This window comes from Nonomuraea maheshkhaliensis, from assembly GCF_039529435.1.
In the GTDB taxonomy this organism is placed as follows: domain Bacteria; phylum Actinomycetota; class Actinomycetes; order Streptosporangiales; family Streptosporangiaceae; genus Nonomuraea; species Nonomuraea maheshkhaliensis.
Genome location: NZ_BAAAMU010000033.1, coordinates 39,789 through 55,776 on the forward strand (window position 1 = coordinate 39,789; position 15,988 = coordinate 55,776).

Annotated in this window: 18 protein-coding genes and 2 pseudogenes; 6 read left to right on the forward strand and 14 right to left on the reverse strand. The window is 70.9% G+C overall.

Going from position 1 to position 15,988, the window contains the following annotated elements; genetic code table 11:
* Window positions 1–99: 99 nt before the first annotated feature.
* Complete coding sequence (locus ABFX54_RS22925) at window positions 100–732, forward strand: TetR/AcrR family transcriptional regulator (protein ID WP_346107855.1); 633 nt, start codon at window positions 100–102, stop codon at window positions 730–732.
* Between the two features lie 124 nt (window positions 733–856).
* A complete protein-coding gene (locus ABFX54_RS22930; protein ID WP_346107857.1) occupies window positions 857–2,098 on the forward strand; it encodes an RNA polymerase sigma factor in 1,242 nt (413 codons plus the stop codon).
* Window positions 2,099–2,195: 97 nt separating this feature from the next.
* On the opposite strand, the pseudogene ABFX54_RS57000 reads toward ABFX54_RS22930, so the two are convergent.
* From ABFX54_RS57000 to ABFX54_RS22940, 3 genes and pseudogenes are all read right to left on the reverse strand, one after another.
* A pseudogene (locus ABFX54_RS57000) lies at window positions 2,196–2,708 on the reverse strand (response regulator); the annotation flags it as partial.
* Window positions 2,590–2,967, reverse strand: a complete 378-nt coding sequence (locus tag ABFX54_RS22935) for a hypothetical protein (RefSeq protein ID WP_346107859.1) — start codon at window positions 2,965–2,967, stop codon at window positions 2,590–2,592. The gene ABFX54_RS22935 and the pseudogene ABFX54_RS57000, both read right to left, overlap by 119 nt.
* Before the next feature lie 35 nt (window positions 2,968–3,002).
* A complete protein-coding gene (locus ABFX54_RS22940) occupies window positions 3,003–3,233 on the reverse strand; it encodes a hypothetical protein (protein WP_346107861.1) in 231 nt (76 codons plus the stop codon).
* Between the two features lie 18 nt (window positions 3,234–3,251).
* Here ABFX54_RS22940 and ABFX54_RS22945 point away from each other — a divergent pair, with 18 nt between their 5' ends.
* Window positions 3,252–3,395 (forward strand): hypothetical protein, encoded by a 144-nt coding sequence (locus ABFX54_RS22945; RefSeq protein ID WP_346107863.1) that lies wholly within the window; start codon window positions 3,252–3,254, stop codon window positions 3,393–3,395.
* A gap of 124 nt (window positions 3,396–3,519) precedes the next feature.
* Here ABFX54_RS22945 and ABFX54_RS22950 read toward each other — a convergent pair whose 3' ends face one another.
* The 5 genes from ABFX54_RS22950 to ABFX54_RS22970 all read right to left on the reverse strand — a co-directional run bounded on the left by ABFX54_RS22950 (window position 3,520) and on the right by ABFX54_RS22970 (window position 6,675).
* The gene (locus tag ABFX54_RS22950) at window positions 3,520–3,993 is read right to left on the reverse strand and encodes a hypothetical protein (protein WP_346107864.1); all 474 of its coding nucleotides are present in this window, start codon (window positions 3,991–3,993) and stop codon (window positions 3,520–3,522) included.
* A 160-nt stretch (window positions 3,994–4,153) separates the two neighbouring features.
* On the reverse strand, window positions 4,154–4,819 hold the full coding sequence (locus tag ABFX54_RS22955) for a nitroreductase (RefSeq protein ID WP_346107865.1): 666 nt from the start codon (window positions 4,817–4,819) through the stop codon (window positions 4,154–4,156).
* 84 nt (window positions 4,820–4,903) lie between these two features.
* Window positions 4,904–5,311 (reverse strand): ArsI/CadI family heavy metal resistance metalloenzyme, encoded by a 408-nt coding sequence (locus tag ABFX54_RS22960; protein ID WP_346107867.1) that lies wholly within the window; start codon window positions 5,309–5,311, stop codon window positions 4,904–4,906.
* 141 nt (window positions 5,312–5,452) lie between these two features.
* A complete protein-coding gene (locus tag ABFX54_RS22965) occupies window positions 5,453–5,989 on the reverse strand; it encodes a hypothetical protein (protein ID WP_346107871.1) in 537 nt (178 codons plus the stop codon).
* Complete coding sequence (locus ABFX54_RS22970; RefSeq protein WP_346107873.1) at window positions 5,986–6,675, reverse strand: hypothetical protein; 690 nt, start codon at window positions 6,673–6,675, stop codon at window positions 5,986–5,988. Before ABFX54_RS22970 ends, ABFX54_RS22965 begins: the two co-directional genes overlap by 4 nt.
* Before the next feature lie 181 nt (window positions 6,676–6,856).
* Here ABFX54_RS22970 and ABFX54_RS22975 point away from each other — a divergent pair, with 181 nt between their 5' ends.
* Window positions 6,857–7,261, forward strand: a complete 405-nt coding sequence (locus ABFX54_RS22975; RefSeq protein WP_346107875.1) for a MerR family transcriptional regulator — start codon at window positions 6,857–6,859, stop codon at window positions 7,259–7,261.
* 244 nt (window positions 7,262–7,505) lie between these two features.
* Here the strand turns inward: ABFX54_RS22975 and ABFX54_RS22980 are convergent, their stop codons facing one another.
* Window positions 7,506–8,294: an alpha/beta fold hydrolase gene (locus ABFX54_RS22980; RefSeq protein WP_346107877.1), complete on the reverse strand. Its 789-nt coding sequence runs from the start codon at window positions 8,292–8,294 to the stop codon at window positions 7,506–7,508.
* A gap of 56 nt (window positions 8,295–8,350) precedes the next feature.
* On the opposite strand from ABFX54_RS22980, the gene ABFX54_RS22985 reads away from it, so the two are divergent.
* Window positions 8,351–9,169, forward strand: a complete 819-nt coding sequence (locus tag ABFX54_RS22985) for a TetR/AcrR family transcriptional regulator C-terminal domain-containing protein (protein WP_346107879.1) — start codon at window positions 8,351–8,353, stop codon at window positions 9,167–9,169.
* Window positions 9,170–9,355: 186 nt separating this feature from the next.
* On the opposite strand, the gene ABFX54_RS22990 is transcribed toward ABFX54_RS22985, so the two are convergent.
* The 5 genes and pseudogenes from ABFX54_RS22990 to ABFX54_RS23010 all read right to left on the reverse strand — a co-directional run bounded on the left by ABFX54_RS22990 (window position 9,356) and on the right by ABFX54_RS23010 (window position 15,286).
* Window positions 9,356–10,669, reverse strand: coding sequence for a TolB family protein (locus tag ABFX54_RS22990; RefSeq protein ID WP_346107881.1), 1,314 nt, complete (start codon window positions 10,667–10,669; stop codon window positions 9,356–9,358).
* Window positions 10,666–11,166: a SigE family RNA polymerase sigma factor gene (locus ABFX54_RS22995; protein WP_346107883.1), complete on the reverse strand. Its 501-nt coding sequence runs from the start codon at window positions 11,164–11,166 to the stop codon at window positions 10,666–10,668. The genes ABFX54_RS22990 and ABFX54_RS22995 overlap by 4 nt, the downstream gene beginning before the upstream one ends.
* 732 nt (window positions 11,167–11,898) lie before the next feature.
* A complete protein-coding gene (locus ABFX54_RS23000) occupies window positions 11,899–12,651 on the reverse strand; it encodes an ABC transporter permease (RefSeq protein WP_346107885.1) in 753 nt (250 codons plus the stop codon).
* A 443-nt stretch (window positions 12,652–13,094) separates the two neighbouring features.
* A pseudogene (locus ABFX54_RS23005) lies at window positions 13,095–13,823 on the reverse strand (ABC transporter ATP-binding protein); the annotation flags it as partial.
* Entirely contained in the window at window positions 13,820–15,286 is a 1,467-nt protein-coding gene (locus ABFX54_RS23010) for an alpha/beta fold hydrolase (RefSeq protein ID WP_346107887.1), read from the reverse strand. The pseudogene ABFX54_RS23005 and the gene ABFX54_RS23010, both read right to left, overlap by 4 nt.
* A 166-nt stretch (window positions 15,287–15,452) precedes the next feature.
* Between ABFX54_RS23010 and ABFX54_RS23015 the strand changes: the two genes are divergently transcribed.
* The coding region (locus ABFX54_RS23015; protein WP_428834554.1) for a DUF7134 domain-containing protein at window positions 15,453–15,988 on the forward strand (536 nt) is incomplete at its 3' end.

A 15,988-nucleotide genomic window follows, 5' to 3' on the forward strand; every position in this document is an offset into this window, starting at 1 on the left:
ACAGGAGTGCGGCACGATCCATGCCGCCGCGAGAATTACACTACAACATGTACTGTAGTTCGCTACAACGCTCAGTGTAGTTCCGCTAGGATTCGGTTCATGCCGCCTACGAAGACGCTGCGTGAGGGATCCGCGAAGAAGCGGGCCGCCATCCTCACCGCGGCCCAGGAGCTGTTCCTCGCTAACGGCTTCGACCGGTCGAGCATCGACGCGATCGCCGCCCGGGCCAAGGTGTCCACGCGCACGGTCTACGACTACTTCGGCGACAAGCAGACCCTGCTGCGCACCGTCGTCGAGAACATCGGCCAGTCGCTGGTCACCACGATCCAGCGCACCCTCGACGACACGCTCACCGACCTCACCGAGGCCGGCGAACTGGAGGACGCGCTCGTCACGTTCTCCATGAGGATCGCCACCGACATGCTCAACTCGGCCGAGTACGCCACGCTGCAACGCCTGGGCCAGACCGAGTCCGACCACCTGCCGCCGAGGGACGACCGCGCGATGGCCAACGCCCCCGACGAGGCCGTCGGCGAGCGGCTCGCCGCCCTGGCCAGGGCGGGGCTGCTCGACGTCCCCGACCCGCGGCTCGCGGCCGACCACTTCATCGCGCTGACCTTCGGCGTCGCCATCAGCCGCCTCGGCTCCGCGAACGCGGCGGGCGACGACCGGGTCCGGCCGCTCATCGTCGAGGGGGTGCGGGCGTTCTTGCGGGCGTACGGGAAAAGGTGACACGCATGCCGTCAGGATGGAGCCGCCGCGCCTCGTGCCCGGCCTGCTCGGAGGGCATGATGTTCGGGATCCACGGCGAGGGATCGAAAGCGTGCGACCGGAAGAGCGAGGTGCGGCCGTTCCCGTGAACGAGATCGACGTCCACGAGGCGGTCACCCGGGCCCACCGCGAGGAGTGGGCCCGGGTGGTCGCCGCCCTGACCAGGCGTTTCGGCGATCTCGACATCGCCGAGGAGTCAGCGGCCGAGGCGTTCGCGACCGCAGTCGAGCGGTGGCCGGCCGACGGCCTGCCGCCCAACCCGGGCGCCTGGCTGACCACCACCGCCAACCGCAAGGCCATCGACCGGATCAGGCGCGAGAACAAACGCGACGACAAGCACAAAGCAGCGCAACTGGTGAACGACACCGCCCCGCCGGAGCCGCTGGGCGCCATCGACGACGACCGGCTCCGGCTGATCTTCACCTGCTGTCATCCGGCGCTGGCGATGGGGGCGCGGGTGGCGTTGACGCTGCGTATGGTGGGCGGCCTGACCGTGCCCGAGATCGCCGGCGCCTTCCTGGTGCAGCGGACCACCATGGAGCAGCGCATCACGCGCGCGAAGGCCAAGATCAAGGCGGCTGGGATCCCGTACCGGATGCCGTCCGCCGGCGATCTGCCGGTCCGCGTCTCCGGCGTGCTGGCCGTCCTGTTCCTCGTCTTCAACGAGGGTTACCTGGCCAGCGGCCCGGACAGCGATCCCGTACGGCACGACCTGACCGCCGAGGCGCTGCGGCTCACCCGCCTGCTCCGCGCCCTGCTGCCGGACGACGGCGAGGTGGCCGGACTGCTGGCGCTGATGCTGCTCATCGAGGCCCGCCGCCCCGCCAGGGTCTCGACCGGCGGCGAGCTGGTGCCCCTGGCCGAGCAGGACCGTGGCGTCTGGGACGCGGAGCTGATCGCCGAAGGTCACCGGCTGGTACGCGAGCGCCTGGCCGCCGCCGCGGCAGGGGCGGCCCCCGGCCGCTACCAGATCCTCGCCGCGATCAACGCGGTGCACACCTCCGCCCGCGACAGCGGCGACACCGACTGGTCACAGGTCCTCGCCCTCTACGACCAGCTCGTCCACCTCGACCCCTCGCCGATCGTCACCCTCAACCGGGCCGTCGCCGTGGCCGAGCTCGACGGGCCGCAGGCGGCGCTGGCCGTCGTCGACGGGCTCGCCGAGGCGCTGGCCGGCTATCACGCCTACCACGCCACCCGCGCCGACCTGCTGCGCCGGCTGGGCCGTGGGCGGGAGGCGCGGCTGGCGTACGAGCAGGCCATCGATCTGGCGGGCAACACCGCAGAGACCGCCTACCTGACCCGCCGCCGCGACGAGCTGGGGTAGATCTCCTCCTCGGAGGGCCGGAGAAGAAGCCGAGCACCCGTGGCGCGACGCCGGGCCCGAAGATCGCCTCACCGGCGGCCACGGCCCGGATGGCCCGTACGATCTCGTCCTGTTCGGCGCCTTTGAGCAGGTAGCCGCGGGCTCCGGCGCGCATGGCGGCGAACACCGAGTCGTCGTCGTGGTACATCGTCAGCATGAGCACCGCGACGTCGGTGGCGTCGCGGGCGATCTGCCTGGTCGCCGCGATGCCGTCCAGATCGGGCATCTGGATGTCCATGACCAGGACGTCGGGGTGGTGGGTGACGGCCCGGCGCACGGCCTCGCGGCCGTCGGCGGCGTCGCCGACCAGGGTGAGCCCGTCGATGGAGCCGAGCAGCGCGCGCAGGCCGCTGCGCACGACGGGGTGGTCGTCGGCCAGCAGGACAGTGATCATGATGCTCCCATCGGCAGGATGGCCACCACCTGGCCGCCGTCGGGGCCGGGGCCCGCTGTCAAGGATCCGCCGAGTTCGGCGGTGCGTTCGCGCATGGATGACAATCCCACTCCCGGCGGAAAGCCGCCGCCTCGACCGCCGCCGGCAGCGGCGCGGCGAGCAACCGCAGGATGGCATGGTCGGCGCCGCCGAGGCGGCTCTCCCCCGGGCGCAGGCCCACCACCAGCTCACCGACGTCCTGCTTGCCGTGGCGCAGCGGGTAGGTGTGCAGGTGGTGCGGAGGACGGCCGGACACGACCACCTCCCCGGCGGTGTCCAGCACCGCGACCAGGGCCATGTAGGCGCCGGCGACGCCGGTGGTCAAGAGCGCGTACAGCACCGTACGGGAGAAGACGAGCCGGATGTCCAGCAGCTGATGACGCAGGATCGCCACCATGATCGCCGCCGGGATGAGCGGGATGGCCCGCAGGATCAGGACTCGAAAACGCCCCAGACCGTCAGGACCACCGCGACGACCAGGACGGCCCGCAGCAGCCACAGCAGCTGGCGGCGGCGCGCCTCGTCCCCTCGCCGGTAGCGGACGGCCGGCGCGACCAGGCCGATCACGACGGTGATGACGACGCGTACTTCGCTGACGAGCCACAGCGGCGCCAGCCCGGCATGGCCGGAAAGGACCGGACATCCGCTCAGCCCGGTGCGCATCCCCTCCGGGCGCGGCCCGTGCCGGTCTTCCTGAGCTGCGGTGACGGGCGGCCAGGACCGCTGGACAAGGCAGGAGCGAAGGCCGACGAGATCGAGGCGTTCGACAGGGTGCTGAACCGCTCGCCGGCCGGCCGGCCGGCGAGCGGGCCGGGGTGCGGGTGAGCACCCACTTCTACCGGGGCACGCACTCGCCGGCGTACTGGGAGCGGGAGCCGCATCGGTCGCTGCCCCTGCTGCTGGGCGCGTTGCGGCCGGCGAAGTAGCTCAGGCGGCCGCCGCCGCGGCATCAGGGGTAGATCGTGTAGGTCTTGGTGTTGTTGCACACGATCGTGCCCGGAAGGCAGCGCTTGGCCCTGATCGTGATCCGGTCGAGGTTGGTGCGAGTCGTGGACCAGTTGAAGCTCTTGTGGCCCTTCTTCCGGCCGGCCTCCTTGTACTCGCCGTAGATCTCGTCGCCGTTCTTCTTCTTGAAAGAGACCTCGACCACGGCCGTCCAGGCGTCGCTCTTGGTGTCCGTCACGCTGCCGCGCGCCTTGCCGAAGCCGTTGGTGCAGAGCTGGAGCACGTAGCTGACGAAGCCGTCTTTCGTGTTGAGCTTGCTCCACTTCTCCTTGCATTTGGCCGAGGAGACGCTCGACGAGGCGGAGGTGTTGGAGGCGGTGGAGGCGGTGGAGGCGCTGGCGGCCGGCGCCAGTACGGCGAAGGCGGCCGAGACCCCGATGACGGTGGCGAGCGTCTTCGAGGGCGAGAGCTTGCGCATGATTTCGATCCTTGTCAGTGAGCGTATACGTCGCGGCGCTCCCTGTGACCGGAACGCCGCGAGGAACGCTAGAGACCGGCGGTATAGCGGCGGTATGCGCCGGCCGACGGCACGAATCCGCTGCTCGCGAAACCGCGCCGGCCCAGGGCGCCGGCGGGCCTCACGGTCCGATGAAGCGCACCGTTTCCGTCAGGTCCGCCCGGCCGGTACGCACGCGTACCGCGTCTTCCTTCTCGAAACCCACCGCGACGCCGCAGAGCAGGACGAGGTCGTCATCGGCTCCGACGATCTCGCTGACGGTCCTGCGGAACATCGTCCACATCACCTGCGGGCAGCTGTGCACCCCCTCCGCCCGCAGCAGCAGCATGATCGTCTGCAGGTACATCCCCGCGTCCGCCCACTGCCCGGGGCCCATCGTCCGGTGGAGGTAGCAGAACAGGACGGCGGGCGCGCCGAACGCCTCCGAGTTCAGCGCGGCGATCCTCACGGGCCGGTCGGGGGCGTCACGCCGGATGCCCAGGGCCTGGTACCGCTGGGCGGCCGCGGCGGCGAAGCGGTCCAGGTAGGGCGAGGTGAGTTCGGCCGGATACATCGGATATTCCCGCTCATCGCCCGGATCCCCCGCCAGCGCCCTGGCGGTCGCGCGCCGTTTCAGCTCGGCCAGCGGCTCGCCGGTCACGACGTACAGCTGCCAGGGCTGGAGGTTCCCGCTCGACGGGGCCCGCGTCGCGGCGGCGAGCACCCGTTCGAGCACGTCCATGGGCACCGGTTCATCGCTGAACGCGCGCACCGCCCGCCGGCTGTCCACGGCTTCGTACACGTCCATGTCTGCTCGTTCTCCCTCCGGCCGCGATCACCTTTACCCCGACATCGTGCTCGTCCGAGGGGTACGGGTGGCGGCCGGGGTACCTCACGCGCAGCACTGCGAGCCGGTCTGTCTGGTCAGGGTGTCGGCGTCGGCCTTGACCACGTACACCTCCCACGGCTCGGCGCCCGGCCCGTGCACCCACACCTTGTCCTGCAGCGCGTAGCAGCAGGAGGTGTCGTTCTCCTCGAACGTGGCCAGCCCTGCCTCGCTGAGCCGCCGGGCGGCGGCGGTGACCTCGGCGCCGTCCTCCACCTCGACGCCCAGGTGGTCGAGCCTGGTGTCCTCGCCCGCCTCGCCCTCGATGAGGACGAGCTTGAGCGGGGGCTCGGCGATGGCGAAGTTGGCGTAGCCGGGGCGGCGCTTGGCCGGTTCGGCGCCGAACAGCTTGGAGTAGAAGGCGATCGAGCCTTCCAGGTCGGCGACGCGGAGGGCGAGCTGAACGCGAGACATGGCGATCTCCCATCCGTTGTTTCGACGAACGTCTAAGTAGTGCCCAGTCTGCGCCCCTGATTAGACTTCTGTCAAATTAGATGCATGTCGAAGCGAGAGCGCCGGTGCCCGCCCCCGGCGGGTGCTGCTGTCACGGGACCTTCAGGCGATCCGGCGCCGCCTGAAGCCCGACAGGCCGGCCGCGGTCAGCGCGGCGGCGATGACCGCCAGGACCACGACGGGGGTCGCCGAGATCGCGGCGGCCGGCAGCTTGGGGGCGTCGATGAAGGGTGAGGCGTAGGCGATCGAGGGATTCACGCCGGATATCCGCGCGATCAGGACGATCAGCACATTCAGCACGAGGATCCCCCACGCGCCCGCCGCCGCGGCCCGGGGCGCCAGGCCGTAGAGCAGGGCCGTGATCCCGATCATGATCCAGACCGCCGGGAGGTAGGCCAGCGCCGCCGTGAGCATCCGTGGCAGCTCCGTCGCCACGTCGCCGTTCGCCCCGGCGGCCAGCGCCAGTATGTAAGGGAACAGCGCGAAAACCCCGTCAACCGGACGCCCGGCACCGCCGAGGTAGGCGATCAGCTCCTGAAGCTGCTCGCTCTGGCCCGCCTGCTGGGAGACGCCGCGCGCGATGCCGCCCAGAGCCGCTCCGGTGCAGCAGAAGCCGATCACCCAGCCCGCCAGCGTCATCCCGTGCTGGCGCCAGGCGAGGGAGACGGGGCCGCGCAGCCCGGCGGGCGCCCCGGCCGGGCCCTCACGCGGAGCCAGCAGACCCGCCGAGCAGTTCGCCGCCATGGTGACCAGCACCGCCGCGACGAGCTGCGCGTGGCGGGCCGGCGCGAGCCGAGCAGCTCGCGCCGGCCAGCCTCCTCCTCGGCCCGCGTGTGCCTGATGACCATCAGCAGGCCCGCCAGGGCCGCGCCCAGCAGGGCGCGCACGCCGACCTGCCAGCTGGTGATCGCACTACTGCTGGAGCCGAAGATCGGGCCGACCAGGGCGAGCTCCATCGGGTTGCCCGCGATTCCGGCGGCCCACTCCTGGCGGGCCACCGGGGTGGAGTACAGCTCGATGACGCCGGCCGCCGTGCTGGAGGTGATCGCGGCCAGGCCCAGGATCCACACCGGCAGCAGGACGCGGTCCCGGCGCAGGATGAGGCGGATCAGGGATCCGGTCCCGGCCAGCGCGGGCGTGCCGGAGATCGGGCGGCGGGCCGGGACGGGACGGGTGGCGATCATCGAGCGGCCCCTGATCGACTGGTGCGGCGGATCGCTGATCAGCAGCCAGCCGAACATCCGGCCCGCGGTGCGGTTGCCGCCCGCCGTCTCGAAGAAGAGCCCGAAGTGGTCCACGAACTCCCGTTTGTCGTCTGCCGGCACGCGCTTCTCCTTCTACGTTTCGTACGTTCAGTAAGAACTGAACGTGCACGACTCCGATGCTGTGAATCCGTTTCGGACGTACGGCCGCTGGTTGTACGGGCTCGAGCGAACGCGTCAGCGCGGACGCTGTGCCGGATACCTTGGAGAGCAGACGTCGGAAGCAGGTCTGGTGACGGAGGTCATGGTGCGAATCGGAGAGCTGGCGGCGCGATCGGGCGTCAGCGTCCGGGCCCTGCGCTACTACGAGGAGCAGGGGCTGCTGGAGGCGGACCGGAGCGGCTCAGGGCAGCGCCACTACGCCGGGTCCGCGATCGACCGGGTGCGACTGATCCAGATGCTGTACGCGGCGGGCCTGTCCAGCCGGACCATCGCCGAGCTGCTGCCCTTCGCCGAGGCCAGGGTGAACACCCCGGAGATGCGGGCCCGGCTGAGCGCCGAACGCGATCGCATCGACGCCGAGATCGAGGCGCTGACCCTTACGCGTGACCGGCTCGACGCGATCATCCTGACCTCTGGGCATCCGGCCGGCGGGTGTACGTGGATCTACGAAGCCGCGGTACAGGCGGGCCATCCCGTGGCGACCTGATCACGGCGACCTGATCACGGCGGCCGGGCCTCGTCACGACGCCTCCGTCCGGACGCGCCGGCAAAACTGTCGGGGACGGCCGGGTGCAAAGCGTTGGCGGAGTTGAAGGAGAGCGCTTCGTCCAAGGCTCCGGCGGGGGCTGGAGGAGACGACTCTGCGGGCGCGCCGGGCACCCGTCGGCCCTGTCGGGCCAGTTGGCCTCATCGGCCCGGTTGGCTCTGTCGGCCCTATGGGCTCAGTTGGCTCAGCCGGCCTTGCCGACTCCGTCGGCGAACACCTTCTCGGCCAGTTCCCGGATGACGCGCGCCACCGCGGCGGGCCGCTTCAGGTCGGCCCCATGGTCGGCTCCCGGCAGCACCACCCGCTCGCCGTTCGGCAGCACGCGCTGGATCGCGTCCAGCCGCTCGGACAGGTGCGCCGGGCCGTGGTCACCGCCGAGCAGGACCACCGGGACCTTGATCGTGGCGTAGGCGTCGAGGCGTACACCGAGCCGGTCCATCGCCTCCAGGTCGTCGAGCTGCCTGGGGATCAGGCGGCGGTAGTGCGGGACAAGGGCGATGATCGCGCCGACGAGCCGGGCCTGCCAGTCCGGCAGCTCCACGGTGTCGCGCATGAAGATCCTCAACGCCTTGCCCGGCCGGCCCGACGCCATCGCCGCGCGAGCCCGCCGCAGCACCTCGCCGCCCTCTCCCGACAGCGGCGCCCCGATCACCGCGGCCGGCTCGAAGATCACGGCGCCGGCGAACGCGTCCGGTGCGGCCACCAGGGCCTCCAGCGCGACCACCCCGCCGGAGGAGTGACCGTAGAGCACCACCGGCTCTCCGGCGGAGCGGGCGAGCCTCAGCACGTCCTCGGCCTCCTGCTCCACCCGCACGGGCGCGCCGCGATCCGCCCGGTACTGCAGGCGGTCCAGTCGCAGCACCCGGAAACGGGAGGAGAGGATCGCCGCCACTCTCCCGCATCGCCTCCCGTCGGACAGTCCCGGATGGACCATCACGATCGGCCGCCCCTGACCTTCGTCGTACGTACGCATCGCGCCTCCCGCTTAGCATCGCTAAGGACGCCCCTTAGCGATGCTAAGCTACCCGCATGCCCAGCGACAAGCGGCCAGGCCTGACCAAGCAGGTGCTGATCGACACCGCCCTCCGCCTGCTCGACGAGGTGGGGCTGGAGGGGCTCACGGTGCGCCGGCTGGCCGCGGAGCTCGGCGTTCAGTCCCCTGCTCTTTACTGGCACATCCGCACCAAGCAGGAACTTCTCGACGGGATGGCCGACGCGATCTGCCGCGCTCCGGGGATGGGCCCGCCCCGTGACGACGAGTCCTGGCAGGACTGGCTCCTGCGCCGCGCGCGGGCCTATCGCGCCACGCTGCTGGCCCGGCGTGACGGCGCCCGCGTGGTCGCCCACGCCCGGTCGCTGAGCCAGGAGACCGTGGCCCTGTTCGACCGGGAGCTGGCGGCCATGGTCGAGCGCGGCTTCACACCGGCGCTGGCCCTGCACACCATCGGCGCCCTGACCTCGTACGTGAACGGATTCGTCCTGCGAGAGCAGGCACCGGCCCCCGCGCCGGAGCCTGCGGCAGACCCCCTGCCGAAGCCCGATCCGGGACCCACACAGGAGCCGGCCCCAGGCCCCCCGGCGGAGCCCGCGCCAAGTCCCACGCCGGAGCCAGCGGCAGGGCTCCCGGCGGAGCCCGCTCCAAGCCCCGCTCCGGGTCCCGCTTCGAGTCACGCATTGGGATCCCCGCGCGTGGCACCGGCCACGCTGACGGCAGCCGTACTCGAGGGTGGCGAGTCGATCGGCGAGACGGCCTTCGAGCATGGCCTGCGGGTGTTCATCGCCGGCACGGCCGCCGTACTGTCCCACGGGCACGACGGACCCGCCACACCCAGCCGCACCGCACCGTAGAGGCGTGCCTGCCGCCGGAGCAGCGGCGACAGGCCCGAGCACCAGCGGAGGGGCCGCAGCGGCGGTCCGGCGGCCAGACCCATCACCGTGGCCAAGCCCCCGCACCGGTCCCACTTCACCGTGGCCAAGCCCCCGCACCGGCTCCCACCGATCGCGGCGATCAAGCCGTCGGACGGGCAGACGCGGCTACTTGATCGCGGCCAGGTCCAGGACGTACATCTCGTCCCCGACCTCGTAGGCCAGCAACCGGTCGGAGCCACTGTCCGGCATCGCCATGCCCCGCCCGTCCTCCGGACGTAGGCCGAGCTCGGCGGACTTGCCGGTGTCGGCGTCGTAGAGCGCCGCGACGAACTGCTCCCCCGGCCCCAGCGACGCCACCTGGAAGAAGCGCTCCAGACCGGCTTCGACGCCGCCGTCCCGGAGGAGCTTCGTCATTTCATGCTCATGGGAGCCGTCCCGGTCACGAACAAACCCCCGCAACACGGTACGGGTCTGCACCGTCTTCGGGCACTTGCGACCGCCGCACGTGAGCACCTTGCCGGAGCGGTCACGGCGCTCGGGGACCTTGATGGTCTCGTACCGGCCAAGCGTGCCCCAGCACCGCTCGACCCCGCACCTGACCTCCTCACCGGTCTTGACCACGGCCTCGTTCCGCGCACCGGTCTCGACGTTGAGCACCTCGCGGAAGATCGACTTCCCCTGGTGCACGCCCACCCACGGCCAGCTCAGGATGTGGTGCCGCTCGGCCCCCTTCACCGGCTGCGGCGACCCGCCGCTCAGGGGCACCCGGTACACGCCGCCCTTCTCGTACGAGAAGGCCACGTCCGAGCCCGTCACCGTCAACCCCTGGATGTGCCCCTCCTTCATGACGTCGCCGAGGGGAACGTCGGCCACCCGCCGAGGCCGGCCGCCGGTCGCCGGCACCGTCCAGATCCGGGCGACCCGCGGGCCGCCTTTCTCCTTGACGGAGGCCCACCAGACGATGTGGCCGCCACCTGCGGCGACGTCGTCGGCGAAGATCGCCGATCCCTTCGTCGAGGGAATCTCGGCGATTCGCTCGGGCCGGCCGGTGCCCAGGTCGTAGCTCCACAGGTACTGGCGCTGGCCGTCGCTGACGCCCGTCATGACCAGCAGCGTACGATCGTCGAGGAGCAGTTGCGGATAGTACTTGCGGCCGTCGGGCAGTCTGGCCGGGATCTTGTGCACCGCCTGCGGCCACACCTTCTCGACGGGCGGCGGCACCTTGTCCACCGGCGGTCCGCCCTCTCCGGTCGCGCTCACCGCGGGACGCGGCTCGGCCGCGACGCCCAGAGTGTTCACCACCACGCCCACCCCGCCGGCCACCAGCACCACGGCAGCGGCCGCGGTCAGGGCCGCGCTCCTGGCCCGCCGCCGGCGATGGCGCGTCTTCACCGCCGCCAGCAGCCCGGCCGGCGCCTGCGGCGCATCCAGCGCCGCCCCGGACAGGACGCGGCTCAGCTTGTCTTCCAGATCGGTCATCGCATGCTCCCGAGGGTCGCCGTCGAGGAGAAGAGGGAGGAACGCAGCTTGTCCAGGCCACGGAATGCCTGGCTGCGCACGGTTCCGGCGGAGATGCCGAGCACCTTGGCGATCTCGGCGTCGCTGAGCTGCTCGTAGTAGCGCAGCACCAGCACGGCCCGCTGCCTGCGGGGCAGCGCGGCCAGTTCCTGCCACAGGCCCTGTTCCTCGTCGGAAGGAAAGACCTCGCGGTGCATCCGGTCCGGCGGCACCTCGGTGAGGTGTTCGCGCCGGTGCCGCCGCCAGACGCTGATGTGCAACCGCGCCATCGTCGTCCGGACATAGCTGTGCGGGCTGTCCTTCCGCCTCACCCTCGGCCAGGCGCCACACAGCCGTATCAGCGCCTCCTGGACCAGGTCGGCGGCGTCATGCGGGTTTCCGGTCAGGACGTATCCGTAACGGAGCAGCGCTGTCGTCTGCTCTGCCACGAAATCGTCGAAGCCGGGCTCGTCGTCCACTTGTCGTCCCTTCAGTCGTCACGTCCCAGACGGCCGAAGAGGCGAAGCTGTTGCATCGTCCGGCGAACATTTTCCCTGGATTCTCGGGGATGGCCGCCCTGGACCGCACAACAGGCGTGTAGCTGAGACAAGCCCGCACCCCACAATCCCGATCTTGATCGCGTACGTCGGAGCATCTCAGCCGCCGGCTCAGACTGGTGATAGGACCCTTCGGCACGGCATGCTCATCCTCGTCATCCTTTCGTCCTCGCCTTCGTCCATGAGTGGGCCTACGCTGACCGAGTTCGTGCTGTCGGCCGTGCCGGCGGTGGTGGCGGTGGTGGCCGTGCTGGTGGAACTGGCGCTGGGCCGGCTCAGCAGCAGCAGCCGGGCCAGGTCGGTGCGGGGCGCATCGTCCCCAGGCCCCCAAGGTCAGGCCGAGGCTCGCGGCGTGCCTGCTCCACGCCCAGCCTCAGCGATCTCACCTGATGGACCAGTTCGGCGTGGTGGAGGGGCTCGGCCTAGCCCGGGCCCACAAAGAACCCCAGGCTCAGCTCCCACCCATGGCGAACCCAGACTCGGCCCAGGCCCATGGCGGAACCTAGGCTCGGCCCTCACCCGTAGCGAACCTAGGCTCGGCCCTGGCCTACGGCGAACACAGGACTCGGCCCCCGCCCATGACGAGACGATGCAGTGATCGGTCATGAACGTGATAGTCGGCCTTGGAGAGGGCCGTTTCCCGCTCAAGGCTGGTCAGACGTCGCGGTGGTTGATCGCCAGGGCTCCCAGCAGGAGGGACGCCACCACGTAACCCATCAAGATGGCGGCGGCCGTTGCGGGGCCTAAGGCGCCGGCGTCGGGCACAGCGGCCAGTTGCCTGGTCAGCGACGGAATCGTCAGGGAGCTGATCCAGTCGTTCCACGGAGCCGGGAGAAAGCGCTCCAGCACGGCCGGGGACAGCGGGAGGACGACCAGCGCGATGAGCGCCGCCGGTGTCGAACGCAGCACCGTAGCCAGTCCGAGCCCCACCACCGCTGCGACAGCACAACCGGCGCCGGTGGTCAGCACCTCGGTCAGGGCCGCATGTTCGGCGAACGAGGCACCGATCGGACGCCCGCCCACCACGGCCTGCGCGGTGACGTAGGTGGCGAACGCCAGCGTCTGGCCCACGACTGCGGCCACGGCGGCCACCACGACAGCCTTGGCCAGCAGAAGCGTCCACCGGCTCCGGACCGTGGTCAGCGTGAGTCTGATCATGCCGGTGGTGTATTCGCCGGAGATGGCGAACACCCCCAGCATGCCGAACAGCACAGGAGGAATGTCGGAGCTCAGCCCGAGCCTTGTGCCGATGGGTTCGCCACCGAGGCCGTTGGCGTCGAAGTAGCGCGAGATCGAGTAGGCAGCGAAACCGGCGAGCACAAGGGCGGAGAGCGTGGAGGCCAGGACGTAGTAGGTGGCCCGGAGCGAGCGCAACTTAACCCACTCGGACGCGACGATGTCCATCATTGGGTGATCTCCATGAAGGCCTCCTCCAGTGATGTCCGACGAGGCACCAACTCGTGAACAGCGCACCCGCTGGCCAAGGCGACATCACCGACGGCAGCCGCAGTCAGTCCGGTCACCAACAACTCCCCGCCAACACTCGTGCCTCGGACGGGGCTGGGGTTCTGCACAGCGCCCGCGTCCCGGACGGGGTCGGCATTCTCCACAGCGCCCGCGTTCCCGGCGGGGCCGGGGTTCTGCACAGCGTTCGGGTATCGGGCGGTGTCCTCGTTCTGAACGGCGCTCACGCTCCGGCTGGGGCGGGTGCCGGGGCCGGTCGGGGTGGGATGAGTGGGTACCCGGTGACCACGCATGGCAGTGAGCTCTGCGGAGACAGGGTTTGGTTCGGTGTTTGCGGGGTGGTCGGGGAACGGCTCCGTGCCGGTCTCGGTGTGCTGAATGGGGTGTACGGTTGCGCCGGCCAGCTGGAGGGCCGCGGACAGGCGAGCCGTGTGCGGTGATCGGACCAGTACGCCGCTCTGGAAGCGGGCCAGCAGGTCTGTCGTCGGAACGTCCTCGATCAGGCGGCCCCGGCCGATGATGATGAGGCGGTCGGCGGTGAGGGACATCTCGGTCATCAGGTGGCTCGACAGCAGGACGGTGCGCCCTTCGGACGCCAGGGATCTGAGCAGGTTTCTGAGCCAGCGGATGCCGTCGGGGTCGAGGCCGTTGGCCGGCTCGTCGAGGATGAGCACGCCTGGGTCGCCGAGCAGGGCCGCCGCGATGCCAAGGCGCTGGCGCATCCCCTGGGAGAAGCCGGCGATCCGTTTGCGAGCCGCCCCGGCCAGGCCGACCTCCTCCAGCACCTGCACCACCCTGCGGCGCCCGATGCCTCCCGCGTACGCCAGCGCCTGCAAGTGCGCGAACGCGCTGCGCCCGCCCTGCACCTCGGCGGCGTCGAGCATGGCGCCGACCTCGTGCATGGGGTCGCGCAGGTCGCGTTTGCGGACGCCGTTGATCAACGCCTGGCCCGACGTGGGCGCGTGAAGGCCGAGGATCATGCGCATGGTGGTGGATTTGCCGGCCCCGTTGTGCCCGAGGAAGCCGGTGACCTGCCCGGGTCTGACGTCGAACGTGAGCCCGGACACCGCCAGGGTGGAGCCGTACCGTTTCGTCAGCTCTCTGACCTCGATCATTTTCCCACCTTCTGGATGATCTCGGCTGGGCAGCGGGTGCCCGGTGGGGGCAACTCACCCGTGGTCAGGTAGGCGCGGACGTGCCGCCGCAGGCAGCCGTTTCGCGCCCATGACGCGTGGCCGTCGCCGTGCCACAGGACGCGAGCGGACGGGATCTGCCCGGCCACGTGGGCCTGACCGCGATAGTTGGTGTTGTTGTCGAGTTCCCCGATCGCGAAGAGGATCGGCGGGACGTCCTTCACCCGCAGCGGGTGCGGCGCCCAGGACGCGCCTCCGCTGCGCCCCCAGCAGCGACCGAGCTCGAAGCGCCCCTCGAGCCAGCCGAACCTCGGCGCGATCTGCCGTAGGCGGGCCTCGATGCCCTGGAACTCCTCGTACGTCGGCAGCGCCGGCATGAAGTCGTTGCACAACGAGTCCTGGCTCACCGACGAGCTGCCGTCGTCGGGGCGCAGTTCTTCCAGGAAGTCACCGGCGTCGCCGTCGAGGGCCTTGCGGATGGCGGTGGCGAGCTGGGGCCAGAACGCCGGATTCATGCCTTTGACCGCGCCGGCGTACAGCTGCCTCTCATGCACCGTCCGTCCGGATGACGCCGGCAGCGGCGCGCGGCGCACCCTGGCGACGAGCTCGTCCCACGCCTGGCCGGCGTCCGTGCCGCGCAGGGCGCAGTCGGCGCGGCGGGCGCACCAGTCGCGGAATCGGGTGAGATGGCGCTCCTGAGTGAGCGCGTAGTTGCGGATCCAGGGCTCGAACCCCTGCTGGGTGTGATCGGCGGTGCCGTCGAAGTACATGCGGCCGACCCGCTGCGGGAACAGCTCCAGGTAGGCCTGGGCGTAGACGGTGCCGTAGGAGTTGCCCGCGTAGACGATCTTGTCCTGGCCGAGTGCGGCGCGCAGGGCGTCGATGTCGTGCGCCACGTTCCACGCCGTCATGCCGCGCCAGGCCGATCTGGCCGCTGTGCGGCAGCTCGCCTGATGGGCCGCGTTCGCGGCGGCATGGGCGTCCCAGTCGTGTTTCGTCCTGGCCAGGAGCAGCCCGTAGACGGAGGGCTCGGGTCTGGCGCAGCTTACTTTCCTGCCGCTCGCGGGCTCGGACAGGCCGCGTGGATCGAAGGCGATGACGTCGAAGCTGCGCTGCAGCTCAGCGAGCAGGCTCGGCAGCTCCGGCTGCGCGTCGGGCTGGCTCTTGCGCCTGAGCAGCGACGTGCTGGTGCCGGGCCCTCCGAAGTTGACGATCAGCGGCCCTAGGCTCTTGCCCGTCGCGGGCAACCTGGCCACGTGCACCGAGGTCATGGGCCCGCCGGGATCGGCCCAGTCGACGGGGACGACCAGCTCGGCGCAGCGCAGCCCGTCACCACAGTCTTTCCACACCAGGCCGTGGGCCTGCGCCGAGGCCAGCGCGATGCCGCCGAGGGGCACCGCGAGACAGGCCGCCAGGCACAGGGCGATGAGTCTGCGTCGGTTCATGGCCGCAACGATGCTGCACGGCGGCGGGTCCGCACATCGGAGCCAGATCCGATCTTTGACGTCGGACCAGGGTCATACGGCACGGGCGTGCGCGGGCACGGTACGACCCTGGTCCGACGGCCTGTGCTCCGATTCGCTTCCGGCCGTTCCTCGATAACGTCGAGACGTGCATCTGCTCGCCCGGCGGCCCCCACCCTGGCTGCTCATCCTGGCCGACACCGTGGTCGCGGTGCTGCTCGCGCTGGCGCCCGCCGCGAGCCCTCCCGAGCTGACCACCAGCGCTCTGACCGTGGCGCTGTGCTGGCTGCTCGCGGTGCCCGTGGCGGTGCGGCGGATCTGGCCGGAGCCCGCCTGCTACGGCGCGCTCCTGCTCGGCATCGCTGTCCTCTCGGTGCAGGCCAACCGGCTGCTGCCGACCGCAGTGGCGGCCCTGACCCTCTACCCGGTGGCGGCCGGGCTGCCGGTGCGGCGCTCGGCGATCGCCCTGGTGGCGAGCCTGCTCGTCAACGGAGCCTCGCTGCTCGTCTCGATGCGGGCATCGCCACGATCTGCCGTCGGCTGGCCCGACCCCGTCTTCATCCTCGGCATGTCGTGGCTGGTCATCGCGGCGAGCTGGAGTCTCGGCACGGCGGCCCGCACCCGCCGCGAGTTCGCCGCCCCCGCCGCCCGCCCCGGCCGGCACGCCATCCACGGCGGCATCAC